Origin of the sequence: Shewanella carassii (assembly GCF_002777975.1) — a bacterium.
Classification (GTDB): domain Bacteria; phylum Pseudomonadota; class Gammaproteobacteria; order Enterobacterales; family Shewanellaceae; genus Shewanella; species Shewanella carassii.
Genome location: NZ_NGVS01000008.1, coordinates 121,829 through 136,655, shown reverse-complemented (window position 1 = coordinate 136,655; position 14,827 = coordinate 121,829). Strand labels below are relative to the sequence as shown.

Below are 14,827 nucleotides of genomic sequence, written 5' to 3'. Positions count from 1 at the left end.
TGGCGAAATCAATTAGATCAATCAACACCATGCGTGTCTACTAAATTGAATAAAAAGGGAATTATCTGGGGATTCCCTAGACATCGGCGTTAATCGCCTTGTTACCACCCACACGTTCAAACACTCTTTCCTGTAGAACCCGCAGCAACTTGACCTGCATCTGCAGTGGCATGTCCCCTATCTCATCGAGGAACAGGGTGCCACCTTCGGCCAGCTCAAAACGCCCTTTACGGGAGCTGATTGCGCCGGTAAAGGAACCTTTCTCATGGCCAAACAGTTCACTTTCCAACAGCTCAGGCGGAATCGCACCACAGTTAACCGGAATGAAAGGCCCATCACGACGTTCGGAAAGATAATGGATATTGCGGGCGACCACTTCCTTGCCGGTCCCCGAAGGACCGAGCACCAACACAGAGGCATCCGAACCGGCGACTTGATTGATAAGATGGCGGACATTGGCAATACCGTCGCTACGGCCGACCAGGCTGCGGAACAGCTTGGTCTGGTTGGCACTGGTAGGTACCTGTGGCCGCTTGACCTGACCAAAAACCTGGCAAAAATGCAGCAGTTCAGTCAACTGGGCGTAATTGAAAGGCTCTTCAATCTTACCCAGTAAGTTAGAGGAATTTGCGCTACTCTGCCCCAGCAACAACATAGGCTGCCATGGTAATTTGAGCATCAGAGACTGAAGAGTCTCATCCTCTACACCGTCAGAGAGCAGAACCATGGCCCTGCATCGAGTTTCCGGAGATTGTGCCTCAATAGCCTCATGGGCCACAACGTCAACTTGCTCACCAATAAACTCTAAAACACAGGATAAGCGACTGGTGCGCTCTGAGGGGGTTCCGACAAGTAAAATTCGTTGATCTGTATGCATCATTCAGTGGGCCGTTAAGCTTTGGCAATTATGGATTCGCATTAATTATTAGTGTTAGTTGCTCAGGAAAGTGGCAATGCTTTCTTCACATACTCAACTAAATTTGTAGCAATGCTGAATATTGTATTATCGGCACGATATAAGCAAGCCTAGGATGGTTTTTATGCCTATCCCCTCTTGATTTTAGTACAAATTCAACACGCAACCGCCAATATCGTCAATTAAATGGCGAAAGTCAAAAAGGCGCCTTAAGCGCCTTTTCCCTGAGTGACTAATAACTCAGCAACTCTAATCGTGAGCGGAAATATGATGTTTATCGGCCGGGATAGCATCCCAAGCCTCCTTAATGTCACGTAATATCACAGCGACATCATCCAAAGCCTGTACATCATTATTCAGGTTGGCCTCGGATATTCTTCTCAGCATAAAGTCATACAAGCTATTGAGGTTTTTGGCAATTTCGCCACCAGCATCCATATTTAAGCTACTGCTAAGGCCAGTAATAATGCCCACGGCTTTACTAATATAAACCCCTTTCGCCGCTTGGTCGCCCTGCTCAATAGCATAACGGCTCTGAGCAATGCGTTCCAAAGCACCGTTGAACATCAGCTGAATGATCCTGTGCGGGGATGCAACTGAGATTTCACTCTCCAATGACACCTTGCGATATGATTTCAGCGACCCTCTCATAAATACCTACCTATTTGCATCTATAGTCTTGTAAACATTGACTTGGCGTTTGTTTTGGCTCCTGAGCGCCAGCAGATCTTGCCTTTGTTGGCGTATCGTTTTGGCATTCTGCTCAAAAACGGCGGTGAGTTCCAGTTGCTCTTTGAGCACATCGGGATCCTGCACCTGTGCAATCAGGGTCTGGAGCAAAGTTTGACGCCTGTCTACCAGCTCTTGCAAATTAGAGACCAACTCGTCTGTTCTTTCATCTTCGGCAGGAATTGTCAGCAAGCAATCCAGCGCCCTGCGTAACAATTCGTTGATCTGTTCCAGCTCTTCGGTTTTCTGCATCATCTATCTACACTTATCCCTGCTTAACGACGCCAGGCAAGGAATTCAACGCGCCGACAATATTCTGCCCCTGATTAGACAGTTTTCCGACAACCAAATCCATAGCATTGAACTGTTTGGTCAATCGAGCCTCGAGCAACTCCATTTTTAGGGCAAATGCTTCACGCTGATCTTCCAAACGTTGCTTATCGCCGGTATAGGCCTGGTTGCGGGTATCTATTACACCACCGGCTTTGACGTAAGTATTGGCCAGTTGACTCATGGAATTGGCGATACCTGTGTCCTTGGTAGAAAACAGCGCTTCAACACCATCCATATTGGTCTTGATAGCTTGATCAAGCTTGGCATCATCAATCGAAAGTTTGCCATACCTGTCGGTTTTAATGCCAATATCATAGAGTGCGATGGAGCCATCGGCCGTTGCCACCCTGTCACTGATCCCTGAACGCAATTGAGACTCAAGCGAGCGGATCATGGAGTCGCCCTGCAGCGCAGCGGCCTCTTTCTTATCCGTGTCGTAAGCCGACAGCTTTTCAATTGATGAGATCAGACTGTTGTAGGCATCAACAAAGCCCTTCACATTCTCTTTAACCGCATCAGTATCCTGAGCTATGGTCAACTTAGTGGTTTTATTGACATCCGCATCAGACAGGTTGAGTGTGACACCTGGAATCGCATCCTTGACCTCATTGGATTGAGAAGTCAACTTCTGACCATCGATATAAAGCACTGCATTGCTGGCCGCTTGGATCTCTTCAAGATTACCGGCACCAAACATATCAGAAAGCCCGGTCCCCGAAGTATCGGTTGCGGTTACGCTTATCTGGTTATCCGTCCCTTCCTTGTCAGAGCTAAATACCAAACGACTACCGGCATCACTGGTAATAACTGTGGCAGTTACCCCAACATTGTCGGCATTGGCATTCACCTTTTTGGCAATATCTTCAAGCGAGTCCGTCGCTTCAATATCAACGCTGAAATTTTCGCCATTAACAGCAAACTGCAGGCTTCCTTCACCGACCGCAGCACTGGCATCGGCGGTGGCGGCGCCGGCAACCTTATGCTGCTGCGCCAAGGCTTCAATCTTGATGTTATAAGAGCCTGGCAATGCATTTTTGTTTGCCGTGGCAGAAAAGAAGTCTTCACTACTCTGAGTCACTGTGCGCTGGTTCAGAGCGCCTCCGTCCTGAAGCTTTTTCAACGCATCCTGGAACTTTGACAGCTGACTCTTGAGAGTGCCGATGGCAGAAACCTTGGCATCTATCGTATCTTCAGTCTTATTGAAAATCGCTTCTTTGGGTACTTTCTCGGCATCGACCAAAACCTTGACGATCTCGGTAATATTGAGCCCCGACCCCATACCTGTTGCTGTTAATGCCATATCAACCTCTATCTCACGTTAAGCCTGTTCAGGCTTCAGTCTTCATCAGCAATCCTGCTACTTCTGACAGTTTAGCAGCCAGCTCCAAAGCTTCCTCGCTGGGGATTTGCCTTATCACATCTCCCGAGTCTACATCCATCACGCTGACCACGTGCGTGCCGGATGTCTCATCCACTTTAAATGCCAACCCCTTACGCATCATAGACATGGTATTGGAGAGTTCTTCCGCCACCTGATTCAGTTGCTCGGGATCTTGCTGCGTTTGCGTGTTCTGCTCGGCCTCATCTACCGGCTTGAGCAAGGCTGTCGCCTCAATGTCTGCATTTTGGGGAGCAGCCTCTTTCAACTGTCCCGGTTTCACTTCTGTCCTCACGGGGACAGCATTGGATAAATTAGTGACTTCCATCGCTTATTCTCCACTCAGTTGACCCATCTGTCTGCAATGCCTTCCTTCCATGAATGCAGCAAAGGGAGATCCGTTGCCGAACCTCCCTTTAACTGACGCGATAGCTAACCTGAAAGATTACAGCAGTGACAATGCAATCTGTGGCAGCTGGTTAGCTTGGGCCAGCATGGCAGAACCTGTCTGCTGCAGTACTTGGCTCTTGGTCATGGCAGAGGTTTCTTTGGCGAAATCCACGTCCACGATACGGCTCTTGGCGTCAGCTACGTTGGCCTGAGTGTTGGCACTGTTGCTGATGTTGTGAGCCAGACGGTTCTGAATGGCACCCAACTCGGCGCGTTGTGAGTCGATGTTCTTGATAGCAGCATCGATCTTACCGATAGCTGAATTACGGCCAGCAGAGGTGGTGACATTCAACGTATTAACAGAAAGTGTCGCAGCGTTGGTAGTCTTAACCTTGATGGTCACATCTTCGCCATCCTGGTGACCTACCTGGAACTTCTTACCGCCAGAAAATCCACCAGCCATCAGCTTGGTGTTACCAAAAGCAGTGGTGTTACCGATAGCAGTGATTTCAGTTGCCAGCGCATCCATCTCGTCTTTGATGGCAGTCAAGTCAGCAGAGCTGTTAGAGCCGTTTTCAGACTGGATGGCCAAATCACGCATACGTTGCAGCATGTTGGTCTGCTCCTGCATCGCACCTTCAGAGATCTGGGCGATAGAGATAGCATCGTTGGCGTTACGCATACCGACTTCAAGACCTTTCACCTGGCTATTCAGACGGTTAGAAATCGCCAGACCTGCAGCATCATCTTTAGCACCGTTGATACGCAGACCACTTGACAGACGCTCCATTGAAGTGGCCAAGCCACTGTTGGAGATGTTCAGGTTTTTCTGAGCTTTCAGTGATGTTACGTTAGTGTTTACTGTAATAGCCATAATGATTTCCTCTTTACCTGGCTTGGGAAAACTAGCCTGTCTTCGTTTGAGCCAGGCGGGTCTTACTGGTTACAGTAACTTTAACGGCACCCCTTTTTTTATCTTTAGCCATTTTTTTCAAAAAATCATCAATTCTTTCTAACTAAATGATTATTTGGAAAAAATAATATCGCCAACAGTGTGAAACTGCTGACGACATTACCGGCAAACACATCATTAGCCCAATAGAGAAAGGGCAACCTGAGGCAATTGATTTGCCTGAGCCAACATGGCAGAACCTGTCTGTTGCAGTACCTGACTCTTGGTCATGGCCGCCGTCTCTTTGGCAAAGTCCACATCCACAATACGGCTCTTGGCATCAGCCACGTTGGCCTGAGTGTTGGCACTGTTGCTGATATTGTGAGCCAGACGGTTTTGGATCGCACCCAATTCGGCGCGCTGGGTATCTATGTTCTTGATAGCCGTATCAATCTTACCAATGGCAGAGTCACGACCGGCAGAGGTCAGTACAGTCAGCGCATTGACAGACAGAGAAGCCGCATTGTTGGTCTTTACTGTCACTGTCACGTCTTCACCATCTTGGTGACCTACCTGAAACAGCTTGCCACCGGAGAATTCGCCAGTCATCAGCTTGGTATTACCAAAGGCAGTACTGTTACCAATTGCAGTGATCTCATCACGCAGCTGATCCATTTCATCTTTCAGCGCCTGCAGATCGGCGGTGCTGTTGGCACCGTTTTCAGACTGGATGGCCAGATCACGCATACGTTGCAGCATGTTGGTCTGCTCTTGCATCGCACCTTCGGCAATCTGAGCGATGGAGATAGCATCATTGGCATTTCGCATGCCTACATCCAAACCGCGAACCTGAGAGTTCAAACGGTTGGAGATCGCAAGACCGGCGGCGTCATCCTTGGCACTGTTAATCCTTAAACCACTGGACAGGCGTTCCATTGAGGTCGCCAGGTTACCAGTGGAGATATTCAAATTCTTTTGTGCCTTCATCGAGGTCACGTTGGTATTAACGGTAATAGCCATGTTGAGTTCCTCTTCCTAGTTTTACCGCCAAGACTCGGAGCTTGGCTAAATTTGTTAACTATTTATCTGACAGACGGGTAGGTCTTTGCTTTCTGTTAAATAAAGTCAAACAGGGAAACAGAACCCACTCTGCTGAACACATTTGAAACGGCGTTCAATGCCAACTGTTGTTTTTGAAACTCGGTAATCGCCGCGGCGTAATCGAGATCTTCCAGCAGTGACAGTGCCGACTTGTTTACCAGCTCCTCCTCTGTGTGATTGGAGCTGTAGCTTTCGAGGCTTTTGAGATTATTCCCGGCCACCCCTCTGGCCACACTGAGCTGATTCAAGCCGCTATCAACGTTATTCAATAACTGTGCCAACTCAGCTTTACCTTCCGGAGTATTCACCCGGTCGGGATCTTCCAACAGACCTATGGCCTGATGAATGGTATCGAAAATAGGCGTATTGGCTTTGGGTTCCATGGTGAAGGAATCCCCGCCAGCCGGCGTACCGTCCAGCTTTACCTCTATACCGTTGAAGCTCACGGGATTACTGGCATCGAAGTTGGCCACATTCGCAACCGCCGTGCCTCCCGAATCCAACACTTCCAAATCAACCCCACCGGCACCGTTGTCGGTAAAGTTGAAGGTGTAAGTGTCAGCCACGTGAGCCGCAGCATTATCTATCTTGGCACTCAGTACCCTGAAATCCCCGGTCTGGGAGGTCAAATAATTGACGCCATAATCACCCATGCCATTAGGCACCTTCATAAAGGCCGAATCCCCGGGAATATTGGTGCCCATGGCAACCCCTTGAGCCACCAAGGCATCACGAACGCCGCTGTCACCGCTGTAGATCATGTTGCCGCTGGCATCGAAGGCAAAGGGTTGATTGTCTGTGCTGAATCCGGAGAACAGATAGTTGCCCGACTCATCCTGGGTATTGGCAATACTCAAGAGTTCATCCAAACTGCCGCGCAATTCATCGGCAATCATTTGCCGCTCTGAGGGTGCCAGGGTGCCATTTACTGCACGCAACATCTGCTCCCGAATACTGGACACCAAGGTTTCGGCGCTGCCGAGCTTGCTTTCGGCCATCGACAGATGATTCTTGCTGTAATCCACATTCTTGAGATACTGCTGCACCAACGCATTTTGTTGATAGAGATTGTCTATACCGATAGCCGCAACCGGATCATCACCGGCAGTGTTGACCTTCTTGCCGCTATTGAGTTGATCAATGATCTTACTGGTATCCGTTTGCTTCTGCAGAATGCTGTTTAAGTTCTGCTGGTACATCTGTGAAGTTGAAATACGCATCACTCAAACTCCTATCGAACCGAACTGAACAGGGTGTCAAACAGGGTATTGGCCGTGGTCATGATCCGTGCCGATGCTTGATAGGCTTGCTGGAACTGCATCAAATTGGCCGCCTCTTCATCCAAGTTAACCCCGGATTCCGATTGCACTCTGGCGTAAGCCTGATTGTAAATGGCCTCCGCCGACCCGGCTCTGACCTGGGCGGATTTGGTTTGGCTGCCGATATCCAGCTTAGTCTTTTCAAACACATCACCCAGAGTCGACTTACCGTTATTCATTATCTTGCTGTCACTGAGCTTGGCCATGGCCACGGCATTGCTGTTGTCACCCGGCGCAAAGCTGAGATCAAAAGTGAAACTCTCACTGCCGCCACTGCTGCCATCAACTTCGAAGGTAAAGCCAAAGGCACTGATCTGCGGTGGAGTGCCGGCCGCGGTTCCGGTTGCCAAAGAGGCGCCATTGACATCAAAGACTTCATAGGTGGGCGGAGTAACACTGGTATCCAGAGTGAATGTCAGTTCGCTGTCGGTCACAGGGAAGTTGGCCGCGCTTCTGTCATCTATGCTGACCAGCTTCACCGAAGTGCTCCCCGAATTGCCTGTGCCGGCAGTGATTTTCGGCGCCGCGGCAGCAATGCCTTTGGGATCTGACATCACCACACCTATGTTGGCCGCCGCATTGGCGGTTGGCCGTATTTCAAACCTGTCACCGGCGGCCATCGCACCGGCATCAATTTTGATACTGAAACCGTTGGCACCTTCCAGGGTATCGCCGTTGAGCGTCAAGTTGGTCACAGCACCCGTCTTCATGTCCTTAAGTTCATAAGTACCGGCACTGGTATAATTCAACTCATAACTGCTGCCGGATAGGGCACCGACATCATCAATATTCACACTCAAAGACGCCGAGCCCGGATTACCCGAATAGGCGCCGACACGGCCTGCAGCAATCACAGGGTCATTGATATCGGTAAAAATGGGTTTTCCCAGCTCGCCATTGAGATCAAAACCCTGGGACTGCATCTCGTTAAAGGCATCGGCAATCCCCAACGCCAACTGCCCCAACTCGTGGCTGGCGGGCATCAGGGTGTTATCACGAAATTCAAACAGGGCACCCAATTGACCACCTAGCTTGGCGGGATCGGCCTTCAATTCACTGCCCCCAAGGCTATAGGTCAGCTCGGGCTCATTGGGGAAAGGATCGCCTTTGGTCACTCCCATGGTCATGGCGACTTCGCCGGACACCAGCATAAAGGAGCTGCCCAACATGATGGAGCGGGCGCCATTATCCAATGGGATCACATTCACTTCGGCGTACTGACTCAACTCCTGGATCAGAGCATCTTGCTTATCCAACAGCTGCGAATCGTTGCCCGGGGTTTTCATCAATTCCAGATTGATCTGCGCCATCTCTTTACTGATCTCATTGATCCGAGTGGTGATGCTTTCAATCTGATCATTGGTTTGCTGCACTTGGCCACTGAGGTGACTCTGCATCTGGTTGAGATTCTGCGCCAGTTGCGAAGCCGAATTGAGCACAGAGCCGCGGATCCCCAGATCCGATGGCAAGTCCGCCAGGCTGTTGAGACCGGAGAAAAAATCATTCAGTGAGGCTGGCACAGCTTTACCTATCTGGGAAAACAGCTGATCCAATTCGCTGAGTTTGGTGTAGCTGATCTCGGCGGCACTGAGTCCAGTCTGTCCGATACGCAGTTCTCTAGCGGCATAATCGTTATAGATCCGCTTTACATCTTGCACATAGGTGCCCGTGCCGTAGAAGTTGTTACCAAGGCGCATAGAGGTGGAAGTGCCCTGAATAGCCACCTGACGGTGATAACCCTCGGTATTGACGTTGGTAATATTGTTACTGGTCACCCCTAACTGCGACTGGGCGGCCAGGATCCCGCTGCGGGCTATACTGAACAGATCCATAGACATGGGTTATCGCTCCTGCACCTTTACTGGCCCGGCGTTGAGCCGAACTCCTGCAACAACTGACCAAAATCGGTCTTGATGGTATCCAGCACTTTCATCACCTTGTTGGCATATTGAGGATCCGTGGCGTATCCAGCCTCAGCCAATGCCTTGATAAATTCGCCGGGATTGGCGGCCATCTTGCGCGCCTGGCTGTAACGATCGTTGTCGGATATAAAGCTGACAAAGTCGTTAAAGCTCTGCTCAAAACTGTCGTACACCCGAAAGTCGGCCTTTTGCCGCACAGCGGTGCCCTGCTCATATTCCAGGGTCGACACCGCGGCTTTCTCACCCTGCCAACGTCTGTCGGCCTTGATGTTGAACAGGTTATTACTGGACTCACCTTTATGACCACGGACCATTTTTTGACCCCAGCCGGTTTCCAGAGCCGATTGCGCCAGCAGCACTTCGGGTTGGGTGCCTAAGGCTTCGGCAGCGGCCTTGGCATGAGGATAGAGTTGTTTGACGAATTCTTCCTGGCTGCCGATGGCAGGCCGCGCCTGCCGCCATGACGGCAATACTTTGCCGCTCAATACCTGTTGCAGGCTGTCACTGCTCGGCAGCGCAGAGGCCTTAACCGCGGCGGCTTCAACGCTGGCTTTCTTATCTGTCTGGCTGCCGCTCAAGGCCGCGACACTGCGATTGTCAACATCACCGCGAAGCACAGAAGCCGGGGTAATACCAGAGGTCTCTGGTGACAACTGCTGCACCATAAGGTCTGATAGCCCCAGCATGCCTTTTGAGGACAGCTCCACCGACATCTGCTGATCGTGCATCTGTTCGTAGAACTTGGTGTACTGGCTATTCATCGGGCTATCGGATTCAAATATCGCATTGGCATCACGCATGCTTTTCATCAACATCTGTACAAAGATGCCTTCAAACTGCTGCGCCACCTCTTTAAGCGCCGCCTTTTGATCCTGCTGCGCCTGGGCTCTGAGCTTGTCCAGCCCACCGAGATCCAGAAATTGCGAAGCATCAGCCATTTTGTTCATAGTCGATAAACCAGTGTGCCATTAATCAGATGATGATGAGTTCACCATGCAAAGCTCCTGCCATCTTTAAGGCTTCGAGGATTGCCAATACATCTGAAGGTGCGGCACCGACCATATTCACTGCCCGCACCAGTTCATCGAGCGAGGTTCCCGGGTTGAACATAAACATCCGCCGGTTGTCCTGAGCCACATCTATGGTGCTGTTGCTGGTGACCGCAGTCTGGCCACCGGCCAGGGCGTTGGGTTGAGAAACCTGAGTCGCTTCGGCGATGGTGACGGTAAGACCACCGTGAGTCACAGCCGCCGGCAATAATTTGACGTCCTTGCCGACCACTATGGTGCCGGTGCGGGAGTTGACTATCACCTTGGCCGATTCATCGGCAGGCTCAACTTGGATATTTTCCAGAGTGGCCAGGAAAGATACCCGCTGCGACACATCTCTGGGGGCACTGACCTGAATTGAAGAAGCATCGAGCGCCCGCGCCATACCCGGGCCGAGTAAGCCGTTAATGGCATCGGCGGTACGCTTGGCGGTGGAGAAATCGGCTCTGTGCAGGTTAAAAGTCAGGTGATCGCCATTACCGAAGGGGCTGGCCACTTCACGCTCGACGATGCCGCCGTTGGGAATGCGACCCACGGTTGGCGTGTTCTGGATCACCTTGGAGCCATCCAGCCCCTCGGCGCTGAAGCCACTGACCACCAGACTCCCCTGGGCGATGGCGTAGACATTGCCGTCCACCCCTTTGAGGAAGGTCTGCAGCAGAGTACCGCCGCGCAGGCTCTTGGCCTCACCCAGGCTCGATACCGTCACATCCAGGGTTTGTCCCGGTTTGATAAAGGGCGGCATATCGGCATGCACGGCCACCACGGCAATATTCTTGATCTTGGGCCTGAAGTTATCCGGCAGATTAATGCCAAAATTCTTCAACATGGTCTTGAAGGTCTGCTCCGTGTAACGGGTCTTCTCTCCGGTGCCCGGTAAACCTACCACCAGGCCGTAACCTATCAACTGGTTATCCCTGACCCCTTGGATATCGGCAATATCCTTGATGCGCTCGGCCTGTCCCGGTAGGGAAACCAGTAAACAGGCAAGTGCCATGATTAATTTGATTTTCATGAGCTTATCCTCAGAAAGGCCACCAGTCAGAGAGGAAGAACTGGCTCAGCCAGCCCACCTTTTGCGAATCGGCGAAGGTGCCAGTACCGCTGTATTGAATCCGGGCATTGGCGACTTTGGGCGAATCTATGGTGTTCTCGGGAGTAATATCCTGCGGCCGAATAATGCCGGTTACCCGGATAAACTCGTCGCCATTATTGATGGTGATCCACTTTTCACCGCGAATAACCAGATTGCCATTGCCCAGCACCTGCATCACGTTGGCCGAGATCTGTCCGGAAAGACTGTTGCTCTGATCGGCATCGGCCTCACGATTGGTATCCATACTGTCGCCATAGCGGAAATCCAGCGGATTGCCCTTGATGGTGACATTGCCGCCCCCCATATAGAGCGGGTTCACCGACATGTCCGAGCCTTTCTTGATCTTGTTACCGACGCTTTTTTTCGCCTGAGTCGACTCCACCAGCACCACAGTGATGATGTCCCCTACCCTGTGCGCCCGCAGATCTGAGTAAAGTGAAGACGCCTGGCTGTCCTGATAGATAGAGCCGGTCGGCGCTATCCGGGTCGGCGGCGCTTCTGGATACACAGGCGCATAATAGGGATCATCGGCTATGGGTTTGTTCTGAGTAGCCGTGCAAGCCCCCAGAAACAGAGCCGGAATGATAAGGAACAAGGGTTTCATCACATCACCTCACTACAGATTCTGGTTCACATAAGCCAGCATCTGGTCCACCGCCGAAATGACCTTGGAGTTCATTTCATAGATCCGCTGACTCTCAATCAGGTTAACCAGCTCTTCGGTCACGTTAACGTTGGAGGTTTCCAGCGAGCCCTGACGAATAGAACCCAAACCGTCGAGTGAAGCCGTGCCCTGAATTGGAGTACCACTGGCACCCGTCTCCAGATAGAGGTTTTGCCCTATGGGATCTAGGCCGGACGGATTGATGAAATCAGAGATGGTCAGCTGGCCCACCACCTGGTTTTCGGCGGCGCCAGGGGTTTTAACCGATACTTCGCCTTCGGCGGAAACGGTAATACTGGTGGCATCGTCCGGAATGGTAATCGCAGGTTGCAACACATAGCCGGCGCCGGAAGTCACTATCTGTCCGGTATCATCCAGGGAAAACTGGCCGTTACGAGTGTAGGCCGTGGTGCCGTCCGGCAGCTGGATTTCAAAGAACCCGGGGCCTTCAATCATCATGTCCAGTGAGTTATCTGTGGTTTGCAGGTTACCCTGGGAGAAAATTTTCTGGGTGGCGACCACCTTGGTACCTGCGCCCAGGTTAAGACCGTTGGGCAACTTGGTGTTGGAGGCGCTGATACCACCAGCCTGGTTGACCGTCTGGTACAGCAAGTCTTCAAATACCGCCCGGCCCTTTTTGTAGCCTATGGTGCTGGCATTAGCGACGTTATTTGAAATCACCGAGATGTCTGTTTGCTGGGCATCTAACCCAGTCTTACTTATCCATAACGCGGGATGCATATCAATTACTCCTAGCTAATGCGCATCAGTGAAGCGGACGACTTGTCGTTCTCTTCAGCGGTTTTCATCATTTTTACCTGCAGCTCAAACTGGCGCTGCAACTCGATAAGATTGACCATTTCGTCCACGGGATTAACGTTGCTGCCTTCCACCGCACCGCTTTCCACATTCACAAAGGGATCGGCGGCGGCCGGGATGCCGTCCAGGGTGCGGAACAAACCATCTTCACCGCGCATCAGGTTCTGATTACCCGGGTTAACCAACTTGATACGGCCGACCTCTTCAATCACCTCGGCTGTTGCGCCCTGGGGACGAATGGAGATAGTGCCATCGGCAGCAATCTCGATTTTGTCTATCGGCAGCGGCAGCACTATCGGACCGTTGTCGCCCATCACAGGGTTACCCCTGTCGTTACGCAGCAAACCTGTGGTGTCAAAACTCAAACTGCCGGAGCGGGTATAGGCCTCGCTGCCATCGGCAGCCTGCACGGCAATCCAACCTTGATCTTTGATGGCGATGTCCAGATCCCGCCCGGTCGATTTGATAGGGCCGGACTGAAAGTTGGCCGAGGGCGACTCTGTCATGGCGAACACCCGGGTCGGCAAGCCCTCACCGAAGGCTTGCATCGCACGGGCCTGAGCCATGTCGGACTTGAAACCATCTGTGTTGGCATTGGCCAGGTTGTTACCCCTAACCGCCAGCGCATTCATGTTTTGTTTGGCGCCAGTCATGGCGACATAGAGAAGTTTGTCCACCTGCTGCTCCGTCAATCTTTTTACCTATTCAGGTAAAAGCAAACATCGTGCCAACAAAATGAGCAATCGCGTGCAGCGACAACAGAAGAACTTCAGAGACTTGTAAATAATCGCGGGGGAAAGCGGCAAGACATTGCCGCTACGGCAATGTCTTGCACAGGAAGGATTAGCGGATCTGCAGTACAGTTTGCTGCAATGTGTTGTTCACTTCCAGGGTACGGGAGTTGGCCTGGAAGTTACGCTGAGCCGAAATCAGGTCCACCAGCTCAGTGGTCAGGTCAACGTTAGCCTGCTCCAGCGTTGAGGAGCGGATACTGCCGAATACGCCACTATTGGCTTCACCAGCCAACGCCGCGCCTGAATCCAGGCTGGCTTTCCAGGAGGTGTTACCGACTTGGCTCAGTCCTTGTTCGTTGGAGAAACGCGCCAGCGCCACTCGTGCCAAGGGGACGGTGGAGCCATTGCTGTACTTAGCTGAGATCAAACCGTCTGTACCCACTTCCACATTGGTCAGACGACCCACTGTCACCCCATCCTGCGTCAATTCAGTGGCGTTGAACTTTTCCGAGAACTGGGTCGGGTTGTTGAAGTCTATGGTTATTGTCTGAGTTCCGTCCGCCGCAGGACCGAGAACATTGGCACCGCCAACACCCAACTGCTCTGTGGTGATCACCGCAGGATCCGAGCCGATATAGCCCCCCACATCATTGAACTTAAGTACAGCACCGGTCCAGCCACCTGCAGTTTGCGCTGTACCCGTAGCGTCCGGAGTACCGTCACCATCAGTATCAGTCTGGTAGCTGCCAGCGCCGCCGCCCAGATTAACCGGCTTGTCATCGATGGCATAGTAAGCCACCCAGTTACTCTCCCCTGTGTAGGCGCCATTTTCCGGACGCACAAAATAAGTGGTCAGGGTGTGGGAGTTACCCAGAGAGTCATAAATGGTCACTGCGGTGGAGTTATTGAAAGTGTCTGACTTGGATGGGTCAAACGCCGCGGGGTCTTTCGTCGCCTGGGTAGAGTCCAGGTTCATGCTGATGCCAACATTGTTGGTCTTCTGCGGGCTACCGGCAGTATCCGGGATCTGCACCGGCTTGGTGGTGGTCAGACTCACCGAGGTAGAGTTGCCGTCTTTATCGACCGGGAAGCTCTGCAGAAAGTTACCGGCCGCATCGACCAAAAAGCCGTTTTCATCACGCTTGAAGGCCCCCGCGCGGGTGAAGGAATAATCCTGACTGCCCACATTGGGAGAGGTCACGAAAAAGCCACCACCGTTGATCGCCAAATCCAACGCGTTGTTGGTGGAGTTTAGGTTACCCTGGTGGAACTGCTGCGCCACCTGAGTGGTCGTTACACCGCCGCCCACTGTGGTTCTCCCATTGGAGAAAATCGAGCTGGCGTACACATCGGCAAACTCGGCCCGGGACTCTTTAAAGCCAATCGTATTAACGTTGGCAATATTGTTGGCTGTGGTATTGAGATCTTTCTGCGCCGCAGCAATCCCACTCAGAGCAATGTTAAAGGACATAATTCACCTCATGA

Annotated in this window: 14 protein-coding genes and 1 pseudogene; all 15 read right to left on the bottom strand. The window is 51.7% G+C overall.

The window, feature by feature from the left end:
- Positions 1 to 79 precede the first annotated feature (79 nt).
- Positions 80 to 880, bottom strand: a pseudogene (locus CBE72_RS06990) (sigma 54-interacting transcriptional regulator); the annotation flags it as partial.
- A gap of 285 nt (positions 881 to 1,165) precedes the next feature.
- Positions 1,166 to 1,567 carry a flagellar export chaperone FliS gene (gene fliS, locus CBE72_RS06985; RefSeq protein WP_100142920.1) on the bottom strand — a complete coding sequence of 134 codons (402 nt, stop codon included), beginning with the start codon at positions 1,565 to 1,567 and terminating at the stop codon, positions 1,166 to 1,168.
- A gap of 6 nt (positions 1,568 to 1,573) precedes the next feature.
- Positions 1,574 to 1,900 (bottom strand): hypothetical protein, encoded by a 327-nt coding sequence (locus CBE72_RS06980; RefSeq protein WP_229671911.1) that lies wholly within the window; start codon positions 1,898 to 1,900, stop codon positions 1,574 to 1,576.
- 10 nt (positions 1,901 to 1,910) lie between these two features.
- Positions 1,911 to 3,278, bottom strand: coding sequence for a flagellar filament capping protein FliD (fliD, locus tag CBE72_RS06975; RefSeq protein WP_100142919.1), 1,368 nt, complete (start codon positions 3,276 to 3,278; stop codon positions 1,911 to 1,913).
- 28 nt (positions 3,279 to 3,306) lie between these two features.
- A complete protein-coding gene (locus tag CBE72_RS06970) occupies positions 3,307 to 3,639 on the bottom strand; it encodes a flagellar protein FlaG (RefSeq protein WP_420876323.1) in 333 nt (110 codons plus the stop codon).
- 162 nt (positions 3,640 to 3,801) lie between these two features.
- Positions 3,802 to 4,620: a flagellin N-terminal helical domain-containing protein gene (locus CBE72_RS06965; protein WP_100142917.1), complete on the bottom strand. Its 819-nt coding sequence runs from the start codon at positions 4,618 to 4,620 to the stop codon at positions 3,802 to 3,804.
- 216 nt (positions 4,621 to 4,836) lie between these two features.
- Positions 4,837 to 5,658 (bottom strand): flagellin N-terminal helical domain-containing protein, encoded by an 822-nt coding sequence (locus CBE72_RS06960; RefSeq protein WP_100142916.1) that lies wholly within the window; start codon positions 5,656 to 5,658, stop codon positions 4,837 to 4,839.
- A 95-nt stretch (positions 5,659 to 5,753) separates the two neighbouring features.
- Positions 5,754 to 6,959 (bottom strand): flagellar hook-associated protein FlgL, encoded by a 1,206-nt coding sequence (gene flgL, locus CBE72_RS06955; protein ID WP_100142915.1) that lies wholly within the window; start codon positions 6,957 to 6,959, stop codon positions 5,754 to 5,756.
- An 11-nt stretch (positions 6,960 to 6,970) separates the two neighbouring features.
- Entirely contained in the window at positions 6,971 to 8,896 is a 1,926-nt protein-coding gene (gene flgK, locus CBE72_RS06950; protein WP_100142914.1) for a flagellar hook-associated protein FlgK, read from the bottom strand.
- Between the two features lie 20 nt (positions 8,897 to 8,916).
- Positions 8,917 to 9,927 carry a flagellar assembly peptidoglycan hydrolase FlgJ gene (gene flgJ, locus CBE72_RS06945; protein WP_100142913.1) on the bottom strand — a complete coding sequence of 337 codons (1,011 nt, stop codon included), beginning with the start codon at positions 9,925 to 9,927 and terminating at the stop codon, positions 8,917 to 8,919.
- A gap of 25 nt (positions 9,928 to 9,952) precedes the next feature.
- Entirely contained in the window at positions 9,953 to 11,044 is a 1,092-nt protein-coding gene (locus tag CBE72_RS06940) for a flagellar basal body P-ring protein FlgI (RefSeq protein ID WP_025011052.1), read from the bottom strand.
- Between the two features lie 10 nt (positions 11,045 to 11,054).
- Complete coding sequence (gene flgH, locus CBE72_RS06935) at positions 11,055 to 11,729, bottom strand: flagellar basal body L-ring protein FlgH (RefSeq protein WP_100142912.1); 675 nt, start codon at positions 11,727 to 11,729, stop codon at positions 11,055 to 11,057.
- A 12-nt stretch (positions 11,730 to 11,741) separates the two neighbouring features.
- The gene (gene flgG, locus CBE72_RS06930; protein WP_100142911.1) at positions 11,742 to 12,530 is read right to left on the bottom strand and encodes a flagellar basal-body rod protein FlgG; all 789 of its coding nucleotides are present in this window, start codon (positions 12,528 to 12,530) and stop codon (positions 11,742 to 11,744) included.
- 11 nt (positions 12,531 to 12,541) lie between these two features.
- Positions 12,542 to 13,285, bottom strand: a complete 744-nt coding sequence (flgF, locus tag CBE72_RS06925; protein ID WP_100142910.1) for a flagellar basal-body rod protein FlgF — start codon at positions 13,283 to 13,285, stop codon at positions 12,542 to 12,544.
- 166 nt (positions 13,286 to 13,451) lie between these two features.
- Positions 13,452 to 14,813 carry a flagellar hook protein FlgE gene (gene flgE / locus CBE72_RS06920; RefSeq protein ID WP_100142909.1) on the bottom strand — a complete coding sequence of 454 codons (1,362 nt, stop codon included), beginning with the start codon at positions 14,811 to 14,813 and terminating at the stop codon, positions 13,452 to 13,454.
- Between the last annotated feature and the right edge of the window lie 14 nt (positions 14,814 to 14,827).

What these genes read in the sequence shown, in the direction of transcription:
- flgJ (WP_100142913.1), bottom strand. Translation starts at nt 9,927, where the DNA reads ATGAACAAAATGGCTGATGCTTCGCAATTTCTGGATCTCGGTGGGCTG.
- flgK (WP_100142914.1), bottom strand. Translation starts at nt 8,896, where the DNA reads ATGTCTATGGATCTGTTCAGTATAGCCCGCAGCGGGATCCTGGCCGCC.
- flgH (WP_100142912.1), bottom strand. Translation starts at nt 11,729, where the DNA reads ATGAAACCCTTGTTCCTTATCATTCCGGCTCTGTTTCTGGGGGCTTGC.
- CBE72_RS06960 (WP_100142916.1), bottom strand. Translation starts at nt 5,658, where the DNA reads ATGGCTATTACCGTTAATACCAACGTGACCTCGATGAAGGCACAAAAG.
- flgE (WP_100142909.1), bottom strand. Translation starts at nt 14,813, where the DNA reads ATGTCCTTTAACATTGCTCTGAGTGGGATTGCTGCGGCGCAGAAAGAT.
- fliS (WP_100142920.1), bottom strand. Translation starts at nt 1,567, where the DNA reads ATGAGAGGGTCGCTGAAATCATATCGCAAGGTGTCATTGGAGAGTGAA.
- CBE72_RS06940 (WP_025011052.1), bottom strand. Translation starts at nt 11,044, where the DNA reads ATGAAAATCAAATTAATCATGGCACTTGCCTGTTTACTGGTTTCCCTA.
- fliD (WP_100142919.1), bottom strand. Translation starts at nt 3,278, where the DNA reads ATGGCATTAACAGCAACAGGTATGGGGTCGGGGCTCAATATTACCGAG.
- flgG (WP_100142911.1), bottom strand. Translation starts at nt 12,530, where the DNA reads ATGCATCCCGCGTTATGGATAAGTAAGACTGGGTTAGATGCCCAGCAA.
- flgL (WP_100142915.1), bottom strand. Translation starts at nt 6,959, where the DNA reads ATGCGTATTTCAACTTCACAGATGTACCAGCAGAACTTAAACAGCATT.
- CBE72_RS06965 (WP_100142917.1), bottom strand. Translation starts at nt 4,620, where the DNA reads ATGGCTATTACAGTAAACACTAACGTAACATCACTGAAAGCTCAGAAA.
- CBE72_RS06980 (WP_229671911.1), bottom strand. Translation starts at nt 1,900, where the DNA reads ATGATGCAGAAAACCGAAGAGCTGGAACAGATCAACGAATTGTTACGC.